Annotated in this window: 15 protein-coding genes; 4 read left to right on the top strand and 11 right to left on the bottom strand. The window is 55.4% G+C overall.

Features of this window, described 5'->3' with window-relative positions; all coding sequences use genetic code 11:
• Positions 1-52 precede the first annotated feature (52 nt).
• From FVE67_RS09505 to cas10 (FVE67_RS08555), 7 genes are read right to left on the bottom strand one after another with little or no spacing between them, the layout of a single operon-like run.
• Positions 53-262 carry a TM1812 family CRISPR-associated protein gene (locus FVE67_RS09505; protein ID WP_168720182.1) on the bottom strand — a complete coding sequence of 70 codons (210 nt, stop codon included), beginning with the start codon at positions 260-262 and terminating at the stop codon, positions 53-55.
• A 41-nt stretch (positions 263-303) separates the two neighbouring features.
• The gene (csm5, locus tag FVE67_RS08580; RefSeq protein ID WP_168720181.1) at positions 304-1,491 is read right to left on the bottom strand and encodes a type III-A CRISPR-associated RAMP protein Csm5; all 1,188 of its coding nucleotides are present in this window, start codon (positions 1,489-1,491) and stop codon (positions 304-306) included.
• Complete coding sequence (gene csm4 / locus FVE67_RS08575) at positions 1,472-2,479, bottom strand: type III-A CRISPR-associated RAMP protein Csm4 (RefSeq protein WP_168720180.1); 1,008 nt, start codon at positions 2,477-2,479, stop codon at positions 1,472-1,474. Before csm4 ends, csm5 begins: the two co-directional genes overlap by 20 nt.
• 4 nt (positions 2,480-2,483) lie before the next feature.
• The gene (gene csm3 / locus FVE67_RS08570; RefSeq protein ID WP_168720179.1) at positions 2,484-3,224 is read right to left on the bottom strand and encodes a type III-A CRISPR-associated RAMP protein Csm3; all 741 of its coding nucleotides are present in this window, start codon (positions 3,222-3,224) and stop codon (positions 2,484-2,486) included.
• Positions 3,225-3,235: 11 nt separating this feature from the next.
• Positions 3,236-3,658 carry a type III-A CRISPR-associated protein Csm2 gene (gene csm2, locus FVE67_RS08565; RefSeq protein WP_168720178.1) on the bottom strand — a complete coding sequence of 141 codons (423 nt, stop codon included), beginning with the start codon at positions 3,656-3,658 and terminating at the stop codon, positions 3,236-3,238.
• The gene (cas10, locus tag FVE67_RS08560) at positions 3,609-4,691 is read right to left on the bottom strand and encodes a type III-A CRISPR-associated protein Cas10/Csm1 (protein ID WP_168720177.1); all 1,083 of its coding nucleotides are present in this window, start codon (positions 4,689-4,691) and stop codon (positions 3,609-3,611) included. Before cas10 (FVE67_RS08560) ends, csm2 begins: the two co-directional genes overlap by 50 nt.
• 1 nt (position 4,692) lies before the next feature.
• The gene (gene cas10, locus FVE67_RS08555; RefSeq protein WP_168720379.1) at positions 4,693-5,616 is read right to left on the bottom strand and encodes a type III-A CRISPR-associated protein Cas10/Csm1; all 924 of its coding nucleotides are present in this window, start codon (positions 5,614-5,616) and stop codon (positions 4,693-4,695) included.
• 103 nt (positions 5,617-5,719) lie between these two features.
• Here cas10 (FVE67_RS08555) and FVE67_RS08550 point away from each other — a divergent pair, with 103 nt between their 5' ends.
• Positions 5,720-6,868, top strand: coding sequence for an IS256 family transposase (locus FVE67_RS08550; RefSeq protein ID WP_425505381.1), 1,149 nt, complete (start codon positions 5,720-5,722; stop codon positions 6,866-6,868).
• On the opposite strand, the gene FVE67_RS08545 is transcribed toward FVE67_RS08550, so the two are convergent.
• Positions 6,766-7,596, bottom strand: coding sequence for an HD domain-containing protein (locus FVE67_RS08545; RefSeq protein WP_168720176.1), 831 nt, complete (start codon positions 7,594-7,596; stop codon positions 6,766-6,768). The genes FVE67_RS08550 and FVE67_RS08545 overlap by 103 nt on opposite strands.
• A gap of 190 nt (positions 7,597-7,786) precedes the next feature.
• On the opposite strand from FVE67_RS08545, the gene cas6 reads away from it, so the two are divergent.
• Genes cas6 through FVE67_RS08530 form a run of 3 tightly spaced genes read left to right on the top strand, consistent with a single transcriptional unit; the run spans position 7,787 to position 10,522 of the window.
• On the top strand, positions 7,787-8,704 hold the full coding sequence (cas6, locus tag FVE67_RS08540; RefSeq protein ID WP_168720175.1) for a CRISPR system precrRNA processing endoribonuclease RAMP protein Cas6: 918 nt from the start codon (positions 7,787-7,789) through the stop codon (positions 8,702-8,704).
• A 43-nt stretch (positions 8,705-8,747) separates the two neighbouring features.
• Entirely contained in the window at positions 8,748-9,929 is a 1,182-nt protein-coding gene (locus tag FVE67_RS08535; RefSeq protein WP_210534593.1) for a dicarboxylate/amino acid:cation symporter, read from the top strand.
• Positions 9,869-10,522: an RNA ligase partner protein gene (locus tag FVE67_RS08530; protein WP_246167889.1), complete on the top strand. Its 654-nt coding sequence runs from the start codon at positions 9,869-9,871 to the stop codon at positions 10,520-10,522. Before FVE67_RS08535 ends, FVE67_RS08530 begins: the two co-directional genes overlap by 61 nt.
• Here FVE67_RS08530 and FVE67_RS08525 read toward each other — a convergent pair.
• The 3 genes from FVE67_RS08525 to leuS form a co-directional block, all read right to left on the bottom strand.
• Positions 10,510-11,643, bottom strand: coding sequence for a KamA family radical SAM protein (locus FVE67_RS08525; protein WP_168720174.1), 1,134 nt, complete (start codon positions 11,641-11,643; stop codon positions 10,510-10,512). The two genes, FVE67_RS08530 and FVE67_RS08525, sit on opposite strands and share 13 nt — an antisense overlap.
• A 124-nt stretch (positions 11,644-11,767) precedes the next feature.
• Positions 11,768-12,274 carry an LPS-assembly lipoprotein LptE gene (locus tag FVE67_RS08520; RefSeq protein ID WP_210534592.1) on the bottom strand — a complete coding sequence of 169 codons (507 nt, stop codon included), beginning with the start codon at positions 12,272-12,274 and terminating at the stop codon, positions 11,768-11,770.
• Entirely contained in the window at positions 12,261-14,852 is a 2,592-nt protein-coding gene (leuS, locus tag FVE67_RS08515) for a leucine--tRNA ligase (protein ID WP_168720172.1), read from the bottom strand. The genes FVE67_RS08520 and leuS overlap by 14 nt, the downstream gene beginning before the upstream one ends.
• Between the last annotated feature and the right edge of the window lie 2 nt (positions 14,853-14,854).

Raw genomic sequence — 14,854 nt, 5'->3', positions numbered from 1 at the left:
GACAAGAGAAGGCTTAAGGGACTTCTGACGGAGTCGCGCCTCCAGACCTTCCTCAAAATTGCCTCCGTCTTCCCAGTTTTTCCTCCGGGCCTCGGCGGTAAGGAAAAAAAATCAAACGATCCTCCTCTTCCCAGTCCGAACAGAGCAATTCCACCAGGGCCTCCTGCACAAAAGGGGTCAACCCGGAGGTCTTGCCCCGCAGTTGATAATGCACCGGGACGTAACCGGTGGTCCCTAAAAAGGACATAAAAACCCGACCCATTAGATCCTCTTCCCCATTTTCTTTTTCACCGAAGATCCCTTTTATTTTTTCTTTTTAACCACCAGTTTGAAGCGCCGGCCAAGCTTTTGTAAGTCCGGAGGCCGGGGATCCGCCTGGACCTCGGTTTCCGGGATGTAGAGCGCCGCCCAGCCAAAGGGCTTTAAGCCCGAGGTGCTTTCGGGTCTCCTCTGCTCGGAAGCCAGCCAGACAGTGGTGGCCTGATCCCGGTAAGTATCTCTGCCCCGGGCGCCCCGGATATAGATGTGTCGGAAACCCTCGATGGTTACACACTCGGCCCCGCTGTGACGCCCCAGGCGGAGAGGATAAGCCCCCGAGGGGAACTCCGGAGGCCCGGCTCCCAGACGGGAAAGGATCTCAAACTCCCGGCCGGCCTCTTTTCCGTAAAAGGAGGCAAGCGCCTTAACTATCTCCTCCAGGATAATCCCTCGGCGGTCTGATCTTATCAGGGTAATTTCTCCCTCAAAAACCGCCCCGGGTTCTATCACCTCCAGGATCTGGAAGGGGCCCCGGGCCTCTCCGCCGGCTTTCTTACGATTTACAGCATAGACGATGCGGGTTTTTACCGAGCCTAAAGGACGAAAATCCGAGACCTTGAGCAGTCGAAAAGGATCATTCTGAAAACGGTCTTTGGTATAGTCCAGAATATCGGCCTCCAGCTGTTTGCTGTCATAACTTTTGCCATAGCAGTAGTCCTGCCAGGTTTTTCCCTCCACCTTTTTCCGCCGAAAATTAAGGATCGCCGTGCGAAGGGCCCCCTTGACCGCTGAGCCGGGAATTATGGGCACCCCTTCATTGGGAGAAAAAGCCGTGCGATAGATGGTAAACTTTTTGAATTCGTTAGCCAATTTGCGGGGGTTCCCTAATAAAGTTTCCAAACTTTTATAATGATCCAGAAAATCCTGAGAAACCGGTATGTGACGCCTCACAAAATCAGAACCCCTCTCCCGGATAAACTTTCTGGCCAGTCCATCCACCAATAAGTAAAGCTTTGCCAAGGATTCGGTAGTCCCCTTCTGGCAAAGGAGTTTGAAAGCCCGCAGCTCTTTTTCGTCAAAATGGGCCACAAATCTCTCAAAATCTAGCACTCCCAGATAGCCATCCGGGTGAACGAAAAATTCCGTGGGTTCATAGACCTCTCCGGTGCCCAGATGAAGGGGGGAGAGGACTTTGAGGCGCACTTTATGGACCTCAAGGGGAAGGGCTTTCATGAAAACCCTCCAGGGGAAAGACCAGGCTATAGCCCTGATGCAGGGCCCTCTTCTCCGCCTTGGAAAGGCCGGAAACCGCCCGACCTACATAAGGCCCCGAGGGATTGGAGGTCTTGAGCACCGCCCCCTCCTGGGCCATAAGGACCGGCTCCTTGAAGGGATTTTCGGAAAGGGCCAAGGGCCCCCCGTGACGCCCGAAACGCACGAAAGGTTGGTACCAAATTTTTTCATACTCCCCCGGGGCGGGGATATAGGGAGCCAGGGTATAAAGGGTGGGGGAAGGCTCCGGGAGGGGCAAATCCTTCAGGTCTTCCACCTCAAAGCGGCCAAGGCCCGCAGAGGCATCCCGACCGAAACCCACCTCCCCCATTCTCCGAAAGGCCTCGGCCAGGGATTCCTTATCCAGGGCCTCCTCCCGGAAAAGGGCCAATATCGCCAGCCTCAGTCCGGGCAAATACCAGTGGTTTTCCACCTGATAAGGGGCAAAGCCCTCTCCGGTGGAAAAGGAAAGGCGATTAAGGGAATTATGGGATTGAGGGAAAAAAAGAAGCAGATCCGGGGGTTTTTCGGGAAGAGTATCCTCAAGATCTTTCCAAAAGAGCTCCACCGCCTCCGCAGGCTTCAAAAATTTTACCTCCCTTAAATTCACCTTCGTCCCGGAAACCAGCATGTAACGCCTTTTCTTTTCCTCCTTGCGCCTTGTGAGCACCTCAAAACAATCTCCGTCCTCCTGCAGGAAAAAATGTACGGGAAGGGTCGGCCGGGGTAAAAGCCAGCAGGATCGGCCCTCCCTTTCCAGGCGAGGAAAGGCAGAGGAAAAGACCACAAAGGGCTCGCCTTCGTAAGCCCTGCGCCAGTGCTCTAGATCCCCTTTGATCAGTTCGGGATCAAAGACCAACTGCCAGAAAAAATGCCCAAAGATGGTGTCCCCCTTAAGAGAGGTCCCCAAGGGACCGAGAGGCCTGATGACAATCTCCGCCAGCTTCATGAGATCACGCTCGGGAAAAAGGATTCATAGCTTGAAAACGCTGATCTATTTCCGAATTGTCAAATTTGAAGCGCACCCGACCGTAGCCGCGGCTTCCGCTTCCCCCCAGGACATCGTATTCCAGGAGTTTGAGGCCTTCAAGGAGAAACTCCTCCAGCCTCTCATCCCCTTCGAATATCTTAAGGGTAATAGAAAACTCAAACTCCACCCCCGCGGGCACCCGTTCGGTAAAATGGGGATGCACCGCAGTGCCGGTAATGCGGTTGATGGTGTTTTCGGCCTTCACCTCCGTTAGCACTATCTCGCCCCTTCGGGCCTTTTCCCGACAATCCTCGGTGATAAAACAATCGGAAAAAGAGGCCCGGGTGGGACCGAGACCGAAGGCTTCCTTGGCCTCGGCGTCGGCCCCGCTGGCCCCGAAAAGTTTGAGAATCTTTAAGGCCACCTCCTCTTCTTCCTTGGAAAGGTCTTTTTTAAGAATTTCGGCGGAAAGAGGCCTTTTAGGATCCGGGTTCTTAGGCAGGAGCCCGCTTCTCATCTCCAGAAGGGAGCGCACCTTTCCTTTAAGGGAAGAGCCCGGGATATAAGGCTCGTGGGTGAAGGGATGCTTGACTACGGGATTGTCCGTGCCCCCGATGTGCATTTCGGTCTCCCCCGCCCCTATATGGAGCCCGGTCTCCAGAATAATCTTCCCGGTTATCTTTTTAATCTCCCTGAGCTTGGCCTGAAAGTTGTTTTTCCCCATCGCGCCCCTCCTTAGTCTTTAGGACGACATTCTCTGTAATAGGCCATAAAGGCCTCTAAAAATTGGGCAACGGTTTCCAAATCTCTAGGGCCGCGTTTTGCATCCTCGGAAACCGCTTTTATGAGTTCTTCCATCATCTTTACAAAGGAATCGGTCACCAGATCCCGGCCCCTGGCGTAGTGCACCAGGGCCAGCTGACGGTGAAGCTGAGCCAGAATAAAGTTCCAGTTTCCTCCCCCCTGCTTGCTCCTCTGATTTAAATTAAAGATCACATCGTAGTATTTTCGGATCTGGGAATTCTTGTTCTTGTGGCCTTCTTTTCCCCCTCCCTCCTGGCTGATTCTTTGGGCCCATTCCTGAGCGACTTCGGAAAAAGCCCAGGGATTAATCTGCTCTTTGGCTTTGTCTTTCCAGATCTTTTCCACCAAGGCCATAAGCGCCTCCTTTGACGCGTTGTTTGCGGGTTCGATAAAGGAGTGGCCAGAGGGCTATGATGAAAGCTTCCCGGTAGGTGTCCAACCATTGGGCCAGATCAAAAACCAGGGATTCATATTTTTGGGGGCACCCCTTGGCCCGCTCCAGTTGGCGCACCAGAAAATACCTGAGAAAAGCCCGCCACTTGAGACACCGAAGCCTGGAGAGAGGAATCTGAGTCCGCGTGAGAAGACAGATCTCCTCCGCGGCCATAAAGGCCAATTCATTAAGGCGGTAAAGACTGCCCCGGGAAAGACAGCCCTCCTCCGTCCATTGCTCCAGTTTTTCTTCTATTTTCCTCAACTCTTCAAATTCCTCCCAAGGAACTACCACACCGAACATAGTGACCCGGTTTTTGTCCTTCTTGGCCGAAGAGAGGGCCTCTTCGGATTTTCGGGCCAGAAGATCTACCGGCGTGTAGGGCTTGTGAAGGACTATCCCGGCGGAGAAATGGATCTTCGAGTTTTCACAAACATACTCCCTGAATTTGTGCCGTAAGAACAGGGCCAGATCCCTTATCTCCGTCCACGGACCGATAAGAAAAAGATCATCCCCTCCGGCAAAGACGGTATAAACATTGCGAAAGGCCCCCTTGGCTTCGCGGGCCAGGGCGTAAGGCAGATAAACGGTAAAAAAGTTGTGAAGCTGGCGGCTCATGGTAGAAAGGCGGGAAAGGGTGAAAAGTTTCCGGGGAAGACCGCAGGCAAACAGGGCCCCCAGATTGTCCACATCCGCCTTGAAGGTGGCCAGGGCCGGAAGACCGTAGAATTCGTCCTGATCCTTTTGCGAAAGGGCCAGTTGAGCCAGATGATGAAAGGTCTTCGGGCTTCCGACTTCAACTTGATCAATCAGGGAAAGGCCCTCCGACTTGCCCCTTTCCCCCACTAGATAGCGCCGATCGTATCGGTCTTCCTCCCGAAAGACCGGCACATACCCGTTGAGGGGTAAAAAGGTAGCCCCCACGGGGAGGGCTCCGTCTTCGGTGATGTTCAAATCAAAAAGTTTTAGCAGAACGCCTTTTTTTTGCCAGCTCTTCCGCGCAATCCTCCAAAAACCTGATCTGATATTCTCCAAAAAGAGGTTCTTTCAGGTCTCCGTCCTTTCCGCGGACTACGGCCATTCTTTTGCCTTTGACCAGGAGGGTCCCGATCAAGGCCTGGTCTCGACAGAGTTTACAGGCGCAGGCCTCCTTCTGATCCGGTCGCAAAATGTAGGAATCGCCCTTTATCCCGGGGTCCGAGGGCCGTCTCCCGCAGAGGGGGCAGAGGGAAGGTTCCAGATCGTTACGAAATCGCTCGAGATAACCCGGACTTACACGTTCGCTAAAGGCTCCCCCAAACCGGTAAAGATCAAACCGTTCGTATTTGGCCTCCTCAAGACGCTCGAGGTGCCTTCGCCAGAGCCCCTGGAACCTCTCTCCCTCAAAATCCCGGGGACAGGCCTCGGTGACCGCAAAGCCCAGGGCACATTCCCCTAGATAATTTTCGTAAAGCCAGCGGTTTATCCTTTCTCTGGTTTGAGAAAGGGCCTCCAGGGTTTCTTCCAGATTGGGAGCTAAAAGATGGACCTTTCCCGCGGCCGAGAAAAAGACCGAAAGAAAGGAAAGGCCGATCCTTTCGCAAAGCATTTCCGCGGCCAGCTCTACCAGAAGGGACACCAGAAAGGAGCGCCCCCGTAAGAGTTTGGCCCGGTGATGCCGCTCCTCACCCCCGCCTTTAAAAATAAAATCCTGTATTCCGTAAAAATCTCCGGAAATCAAAAGAAATTTAGTCTCTGAATCGTCACATATAAATTTTCTTTCTAAGGTGCCCCTTTTTCGGTGGTAAAGATAAAGGGCTCCGGCCAGGGCCGCCGTGGTGCGCAAATGATCGTAAAGGGAGACATCAGGAATTACCCGGCCGACACGGGCCGCAGGAATATGGGAGGTAGTGTTTCACAAATTGTGTCCGAGGGGGTAAATAAAGAGGCCTTCCTCCTTGCGATAATAAGTGGGAGTCAAACCAAAGGGAAGGAGGAAGGCCATGCAGGACAGAGAAATTATAGAAAAGCTGGAGGACCTCATCAAGGAGGCCATTAAAAGCGTGATTGAGCGACTGGCTATTGAGGAAAGAAGCCTTTACCTTGAGGAACACCCTGAAACCAAAGGCAATGGTTTCTACTCTCGCTCCCTTCTCACCAAATACGGGCCTATTGAAGGCCTTATGGTTCCCAGAACTCGAGATGGAAACTTTAGAGCTCAGATTCTACCTCCTCCAAGGAGAAGAGCCGGTCTCGACTTGGGAGAAGCTGTATTGGCCTTGTACGCTTCGGGAGCCAGTACCAGGGCGGTTTCAAGATTTATCGAGACCATTTACGGGGCTTACTATTCGCCAGCCAGTATAAGCAGACTAACGGAGGTAGCCGAGGACCAAATTGAGTCCTGGAGAAAGCGAAGGCTTTCGGAGGAATACTTTGCCCTTTATCTGGATGCTACTTTTCTGCCGGTGAGGAGAGGAACTGTGGCCAGGGAGCCGGTGTATCTGGCTTTGGGGATAAGGCGAGATGGGACCAGAGAGATTGTGGGCTTTTGGACCAGTGGAGGGGAAGGTGAGAGCGCTCTGGTTTATCAGGAAATTTTCAACGAACTGCGCGAAAGAGGTCTCAAGAGGATTGAGGTGGTCATAGGGGACGGGCTATCAGGCTTGAAGGAGGCGGTTCTCAGGGTTTATCCTGGGGCCAGGTTTCAGAGATGCGTTCTTCACAGTCTCAAGTATAGCCTGAGGAAGGTTCGGAGGTCTCACCGAGAGGCGCTGGCTCAGGATTTGAGGAAAATTTATCGGGCTGGGAGGAGGTCCGAGGCCCTGGAGGCCTTCAGGGCTTTCAAGGCCCGGTGGCAAGGGAAGTATCCGGAAGTAGTGAAGCACTGGGAGGAGAACCTCGAGGATCTCTTGGTTTTTCTGGAATATCCGGAGCCTATTCGGAATTATATTTACACCACGAATCAGCTTGAAAGGCTGATTAAAGAGGTCAAGCGCAGGACCAAGGTGATAGAGGTTTTCTGTGAGCCTGGGGCACTTTACAAGGTAGTCTATCTGGTGCTTAGGGGTCTAGAGGAGAAATACCGTTCGCGAAAACTGAGAGGTTTTGAGGATCTTATGGAGGAAGGCCTTTTATCCTGCGGACACAGTTGACGAAACACTATGATATGGGAGGTGTAAATCCGCAGAAGAGAATCAAAGTGTTGCGCCCAAAGCTCAATTTTCTCTTTATGACAGAGTTTTTTAAGATCTTCGGTAAACCCTTCAAATAGGTTCTGATATTCCTCCCGGGCCTTTTCCCGGGACAGAGCCTCTACCCTCACCGGAAAGATGGATGTGGGCGAAAGCGGGCTCAAAGGATAGCGCCAGAGAAAGTGATCGGCCTCTTCAAAATCTTTATCTCGACGAAGAAGCCTTTCAAAAAGCGGGAGAAGTCGGGTGGTTCTGTACTCTTTGATACCTATTTCCTCTCCCCTTTCAAATTCGGCCCGGTCGATGCCGCTGCTCAAGCAATCGGCCTGAGTAATGATCCACTGAAGAGGGGTCTCCGGCCGGTGGTGTTTGGCCGCCAGATTGATAAAAGAATCCTCCCTTTCTCCCTCTCCCCAATCCGGAGAATTCAGTTCGGAAGGAAGATAATCCGAAAATCTTTCGATGAAATAAGCCGTATAGAGGGCATGCTCATGGGTATGACGGTTCCGGGAACGATCGTAACGCAAGTAAAGATCGGCATTTCTTTCCCGATATTCTGAAGGAATATCTTTTCTTAAATATTCCTGGGAAAATTTGCCCACATCGTGAAATAAGCCGGCCAGGGAGACCTTCAATGCGGTGTTTTTTACTTCCTCAGGCCCCTCAAGCCCGTGCTTTTCCACCCCCATGTTCCCCTTATACTTGAGACTTTTCTCATGTCAAAGGTTAATCCGTATTTCCGGGGTTATTTAGAAATTTTCGGGCAAAATGAAGGGCGGTGGCGGAAAGGAAAATTGAAAGGTACACTCGGGATTGAGACTTTAGGAGATCCTTTCCTCCCGCGCCGGAGGGTACGATTTTTAAACCTGGGCGTTTCAGATGATCTGGATTCCTATAAGCACCTTCTACATCTACTTTGGGGCCGAGGGGCCCGATAAACTCCCGAGGGGGCTCTTTTCCGCCCTTAGAGGGGCCTTCGGCCGGGCCCTCAAAAGGCTTTCCTGTGTGGCCCGCCGGAGAAAGAGCTGTCTGGGGTGTCCCCTGGCTCAGGGATGTGCTTACGGATACCTCTTCGAGACCCCGAGGCCCCCGGAGGCCGACCGCCTCCGCAAATACCCCTTTGTAGGACACCCCTTCGCCTTTGCCCCGCCCTTCCCTTACGAAAAGAAAAATCCCCTGCGCCTGAGGATGACCCTGGTGGGCCAGGCCCTGCGCTTCTTTCCTCATGTGGTTCTGGCCCTCGAGGCCCTAGGGCATGCAGGTCTGGGAAGAAACCGGGTGCCCCTACGGCTCCTTTCCGTAAAGGAAGAATTAACAGGAAGAGACCTCTACCGGGAGGGCGAAATCCAGAATCCAGAGCCGATTCCGGCCCCGGAAAATCTCCCTCTGGCCCCGGAAACCCTGACCCTACACTTTCTGACCCCCACCGCCCTGCGCTTTTCCCGCAGGCTGGTAAGACCAGAGGCCTTAGAATTTCATATTCTGGTCCGGAATCTCCTGCGCCGGGCCTCCATGCTTTCTTATTTTCACGTCGGAAGACCCCTCGAAATAGACTTCAAGGGCCTTATCACCCAGGCCGAAAAGATCTCCCGTGGAGGCCAGGATCTCCGTTGGGTGCGATTTAAGAGGCGCTCAGCCCGCACCGGAGAGGTTCACCCCCTAGAAGGGTTCACCGGAAGGGTCTCTTTCCGGGGACCTTTGCGCCCCTTCCTGGAACTCCTTTGGCTGGGCACCTATATCCAGGTAGGCCGCCATACCAGCTTCGGCTTCGGACATTTTAAGGCTTCTGCCGACTAGATATCCCTACTTTCTGCTATACTGAAAGCCGGGAGAGCCGGCCATGTGGTGGAAGCGCATTGAGAACCAGACCTTGCTGGCCATCTTCCTGGCCATCCTTTTCGGGTTGATTTTCCCCGAAGTAAAAACTTTCGAAGTCCTGGGACAGATCTTCCTGCGCCTTCTCAAGATGGTGGTCCTGCCTCTGGTCTTTACCTCGGTCTTCGTAAGCCTGGCCGGGATGGGCACTCTCCGGGCCTTTGAAAGACTCGGGTTTTTAAGCCTGATCTATTACCTATTTACTACGGCCCTGGCGGTGATTACCGGGCTCGTCCTGGTCCATCTCCTCCATCCTGCGGCCTACCTATCCTCCCTTGCGGCCCCGAAGCTGAACCCCCTCAGCCTTCAAGATCTCCTCCTGGAGCTCTTTCCGGAAAACATGGTGCGGAGCTTTGCCGAAGACCGGATCATCCCGGTCCTCTTTTTAGGCTTGGTGCTGGGAGGAGCCTGCCTGCACACCGGAGAAAAGGGGGAGCCCCTCAAAGTCCTCCTGGAATCCCTCAACGAAACTCTCCTCACCCTTACCCGGGGAATTATACGCCTTACCCCGGTGGGGGTCTTCTTTCTGGTGGCCCCTCTGGTGGCCCGGGAGGGCCTTCAGCCCTTGCTTGATCTCGGACACTATGTGGCCACCGTAATTCTAGGGCTTTCCCTTCACGCCCTCTTCACCCTGCCGCTTCTTCTGCGTCTTCTGGCCCGAGTCTCTCCCTGGCGTTATTTCTTGGCGGTAAGGGAGGCCCCTTTCTTGGCCTTCTCCACGGCCTCAAGCTCGGCCACCCTTCCGGTGACCCTGGAGGTGGCCGAGGAACGGGGCGGGGTGCGCCGGGAGGTGGCAGGCTTCGTGCTGCCTCTCGGGGCCACGGTCAACATGGACGGCACGGCCCTCTACGAGGCCGTGGCCGCCATGTTCATGGCCTTCTCCTACGGCCTCACCCCGGGGATAAAGGAAAGCCTCCTGGTCTTTCTCACCGCGGTCCTGGCCTCGGTGGGGGCCGCGGGTATTCCCGGGGCCGGGCTGGTGACCATGACCCTGGTGCTTCAGTCCATAGGACTCCCTCTGGAGGGGTTAGGGCTCATCTTGGCGGTGGATCGCTTTTTGGATATGCTACGCACCAGTGTAAATGTGTGGGGGGACTTGGTGGGCGCGAAAATAATCGATCGGGCCCTATCCCCTCAAGGAGGGTAGCCATTCAGGACCACGAAAGAGAACGCCTCATTCCTGATACCAGCATCTTTACCAACCCGGACATCTATCGCCAGTTCGGAGAAAGTCCGGCCGAGGCCTTCCGACACTTCCTGGAGATGGCCGCCGAGGCCCGGGGCCTGGTAGTCTATATGCCCTCTTCCATCTATGAGGAACTCAAAAAAATGGTGCGCGATCTACACATCCCGGCCCGGGCCCGGGCCATCTTCAAGGTCAAATCCCCTCGAAAATACGAACTCCAGATCCCGGCCTTTCTTCTCTATGAATTCATCGAAGACCTGCGCAAGCGCATCAACAAGGGCCTGCGGGTGGCCGAAGAGGCCGTGCGTCTGGGCTCGGCCAAAAAACCGGGTGAGGTCATCAATACCCTGAGGCGTAAATATCGGGAGGCCCTGCGGGAGGGAATCCTCGACAGCCGGGAGGATCTGGAGCTCATCCTCCTGGCCCTGGAACTGGACGGAATCATCCTTTCGGCCGACCGGGGGGTGCTTCTTATGGCCGACAAACTGGGGATCCGCTATGTCCCCCCGGCGGAGATCCGGGAAACCCTGGAGGGCTTCCGTTACATGGCCTGAGGAAGGTCCCCTTCCAGGGGGACCTCCTCCACAAGCTCTGAATAGTCGTCAAGCCAGTAGGCCTCGGGATGGCGGGCATAGACCAGGACCTTTCCGGTATCGGTATTGCGGGCCGCCCGGTGAAACTTGAAGATGACCGTCTCCCGGGTAAGGGCCGCAATCTCCAGCTTTCCCAGGGCATGGGACATTACAAAACGCACCCTTTTGGCCACCCCGGAGACCATTCCCCGGGCCTTTTCAAAGATGGTGTAGCCTTCCTCGATGGGCACGGCGTAAGGCCGGTTGCCCAGGGTGGGGCGGCACTGGAAGACATAGTAGGGAGAGACCCCCAGCCCGGCCAGTTCGCGGAAAAGTTCGGCCAGCACCACCGGATGGTCGTTTACCCCCCGGATAAGGGGACACTGGTTAAGAAGATGGACTCCAGCCCTTAACAGGAGATCGCAGGCCTTGCGGGCCTCGGCCGTGAGCTCCCGGGGATGATCAAAGTGGGTAACTACATAAAGGCGCTTCCCCGGCCGGCTGTAGCGCCGGAAAAGCTCTAAAAGCTGGGGGTCGTTTAGGATGCGCTCCGGCCAGTAAGAAAAAAGGCGACTTCCGAAGCGGATATACCGGATATGCGGAATATGGATCACCGCTTCCAGGAGTTCTTTAATCCGGGAGGTGGAGAGCATGAGGGCGTCGCCTCCGGAAAAGATAACATTGCTCACCTCCGGGTGCCCTTCCAGATAACGCACCAGCTCCCGAAGGTTCCGCAAACGTTCCGGCCGCCGCTCGCTCCCCCTAAGAAAAAGACGCTTGCGAAAACAATAACGACAAAGGGCGGCACAGCGGTCTGAGGCCAGGACCAGCACCGTGGAGTCGTACTTGTGCTGCACCCCTTCCATTACCGTATAGTTGGCCTCGTTGGAGGGATCCACCCGGCCCCAGGACTCAAGCTCTCCTTCCTCCGGTACCACCACCCGCCGTAAAGGGTCGGCCGGATCCTTAAAGTTAATGAGTCTCAAATAATAGGAAGAACAGAAAAAGGGATATTTCTCCGCCACCGGACGCAGGCGCTCCTTTTCCTCGGCCGAAAGGGGTAACTCCTCCAAATCTCGCACAAAAGACACCTTATGAGGCATACCTCTCACCTCCTTTGCCTTCGGCAGATTTGGCTCTTTAACGGCGGGTAGTTATTACCCTAACCACAAATGAAGAACTGTCAAGGCCTCAAAAGGTCATAAAATAGCAAAATTTTTGAAGATTTTAGAAGCTTGCCGTGATCTGGTGATAAATAATATCGGCCAGATCCTCGGCCAGTTTCCGGAGGGCGATCTCCCGTCCGGGATCAATTACCTCGGAGGTCCCTTCCACGGGATAGGTCTCGTAACGGGTAAGGTGGGTATTGCGCCAGAGGATTTTCCCGTGAGGGGCCCGCAATTCGGCACGGAGTTCCACCGAAAGGCGTCTTTCCAGGGTCTCGGTATAACGGTTATAAGAGACTCCCCCTATCCAAAGGCGCACAACTTCTCCGGAAAGGACCAGATCGGCCTCCTTGGGAGAGGAGGCCAATTTTAGAAAACCCGAACGGGCGAAACGCTCCCGCAGGGCCTCCGTAAGAAGCACCCCGGCCCGGGTCTCGGAGGTGCGGTTGCGAAAGATCTCCACATAAAGGCTTTTCCATTCCGAAGAAAAACCCGGGGGCCGGCCCCGCAGATGGTATCCGCAGGAGGAGACCACCAGCAGGAGGGCCAGGGCCTTAGCCCACCACAAAATTGATGAGCTTTCCCGGGACATAAATCACCTTGCGGATATGGCGCCCTTCAAGGTGCCTCTTCACCCGTTCCGAAGAGAGGGCTGCGGTACGCACCTCTTCCTCGGAGACCCCGGCCGGAAGGTGCAGGTTATCCCGCACCTTACCGTTCACCTGCACCACAATGGTAATCTCCTCCTCCCGGGCCGCCTCCTCATCCCAGATGGGCCAGGAGGCCTCGGCAACCAATCCCTTCTCCCCCAGGGCCTGCCAGAGTTCCTCAGCAAGATGCGGGGTCATAGGAGAAAGAAGGAGGACGATGGTCCGCAGGGTCTCTTTAAAAACCGAGAGAGCCCCCGGAGCCCCTTCGGGGACCTCCTTAAGGGTATCTTCCAGGGCGTTTACCAGTTCCATGACCGCAGCGATGGCCGTATTGAAATGCAACCTCTCTTCCAGATCCTGAGTAACCTTGCGGATGGTCTGGTGGGTCTTGCGGCGCAGGGCCCGCAATTTCGGAGAGAGCTCTTTTCCGTCTCCCGAATAAGGAGAGACCCCGCGCAGGGCCTCGGCCCTTTCCATAACCAGCTGGTAAAGACGCTTGAGAAAGCGATGAGCCCCCTCGATGCCGTGATCGCTCCACTCAAGGTCCCTTTCCGGAGGAGCGGCAAAGAGCATGAAAAGGCGCACGGTGTCTGCCCCGTAGCGGCGGATCATCTCGTCCGGATCCACCACATTACACTTGCTTTTGGACATCTTTTCCGGACGCCCCACCTGGACCCGCTCCCCACAGCCCTCCTTGAGACAGGTCCCCTCCGGGGAGACCTCCTCGGGATAGACCCAACCGTGACGAGGACAGCGGTAAGTTTCCTTGATGACCATCCCCTGGGTGAGGAGCCTCTCGAAGGGCTCATCCAGCTCAAGATAGCCTAGGTCCCGGAGGACCCGGGTAAAAAAGCGGGCGTAAAGAAGGTGCAAAATGGCGTGCTCAATGCCCCCAATATACTGATCCACCGGAAGCCAGTAGTGTACCTTTTCCCGGTCCAGGGGCTCCCGGGCCTCGGGACAGGCAAAGCGGGCAAAATACCAGGAGGATTCCACAAAGGTATCGAAGGTATCCGTCTCGCGCCGGGCCGGCCCTCCACACCGAGGACAGGTGGTCTTTACAAAGCTTTCCAGCTTGGGGAGCGGAGAACGTCCAGCCTCGTCTAGCTGAGCGTTTAAGGGCAACTTTACCGGAAGATTCTCCGGTTTTTCCGGCACCACCCCGCAGCGCTCGCAATAGACCACTGGGATGGGACAGCCCCAGTAGCGCTGCCGACTTACCCCCCAATCGCGCAGGCGATAGGTAACCTTGGCCCTGCCGAGCCCCTCTTTTTCTAAGTATTCCACTACGGCCCTCTTGCCCCGTTCACTGGGAAGTCCGGTAAAGGGGCCGGAGTTGACCATAATCCCTGGAGCCTCGTAGGCCTCTTCCATGGTCTCCGGATCAAGATCCCCTTCCGGAGGACGGATGACCACCCGGATGGGAAGGCCGTATTTTTTGGCGAATTCGAAATCGCGCTGGTCGTGGGCCGGAACGGCCATGACCGCCCCGGTGCCGTACTCCATGAGGACGAAATTGGCCGCATAGAGGGGAACCCTCTCTCCGGTCAAAGGGTGTCGGGCATAGGCCTCCAGGAAGAAACCCTCCTTTTCCGCCAGGCCCTCTTCGATCTCCCGGCGGGCCCGCCGACAGCGCTCACGAAAGGCCTTAAATTCCGCAAGCTTCCCCGCCTGCTCGGCCAAACGTTCGGCCAGAGGGTGCTCCGGAGAAAGGGAGATAAAGGTTACCCCGTAGAGGGTGTCCGGCCGGGTGGTGAACACGGTGAGTTTTTCGGGAAGGCCCTCGATTTCGAAATCGATCTCCGCCCCCTCGCTTTTGCCGATCCAGTTGCGCTGCATGGTGAGGACCTTTTCCGGCCACTTTCCCCGGAGTTTTTCCAGCCCCTGAAGAAGTTCTTCGGCATAGGCCGTGATCCGGAAAAACCAGCCCTCCATCTCCTGCTGGGTGACCTCGGTCCCGCAGCGCCAGCAGGCCCCGCCTTCCACCTGTTCGTTGGCCAGCACGGTATGACAACTGGGGCACCAGTTCACCAGGGTCTTTTTGCGATAGGCCAGGCCCCGCTCGAGCATCTGGATAAAAAAGAGCTGTTCGTGGCGGTAATATTCGTGATCGCAGGTGGCGAATTCTCGAGCCCAGTCGTAACTAAAGCCCAGACGGCGGAGTTGCCGCCGCATGTAGGCGATGTTGTCATAGGTCCAGTCCGCCGGATGCACCCCGTGTTTGAGGGCCGCATTTTCGGCCGGAAGCCCGAAGGCGTCCCAACCCATGGGGTGCAGCACGTTGAAGCCCCGCATCTTCTTGTAACGGGCAATGACGTCCCCGATGGTGTAGTTGCGCACATGGCCCATGTGTATCCGGCCCGAGGGATAGGGAAACATCTCCAACACGTAATACTTGGACTTTTGGGGGTCTTCCACCGCCCGGAAGACCTCCCTTTCCTCCCACACCCTCTGCCACTTTTCCTCAATTTCCTCCGGCCGGTATTCCCTGGCCATTT

It is taken from the genome of Thermosulfurimonas marina (genome assembly GCF_012317585.1).
In the GTDB taxonomy this organism is placed as follows: domain Bacteria; phylum Desulfobacterota; class Thermodesulfobacteria; order Thermodesulfobacteriales; family Thermodesulfobacteriaceae; genus Thermosulfurimonas_A; species Thermosulfurimonas_A marina.
This window is presented reverse-complemented; position numbering and strand designations above follow the sequence as displayed.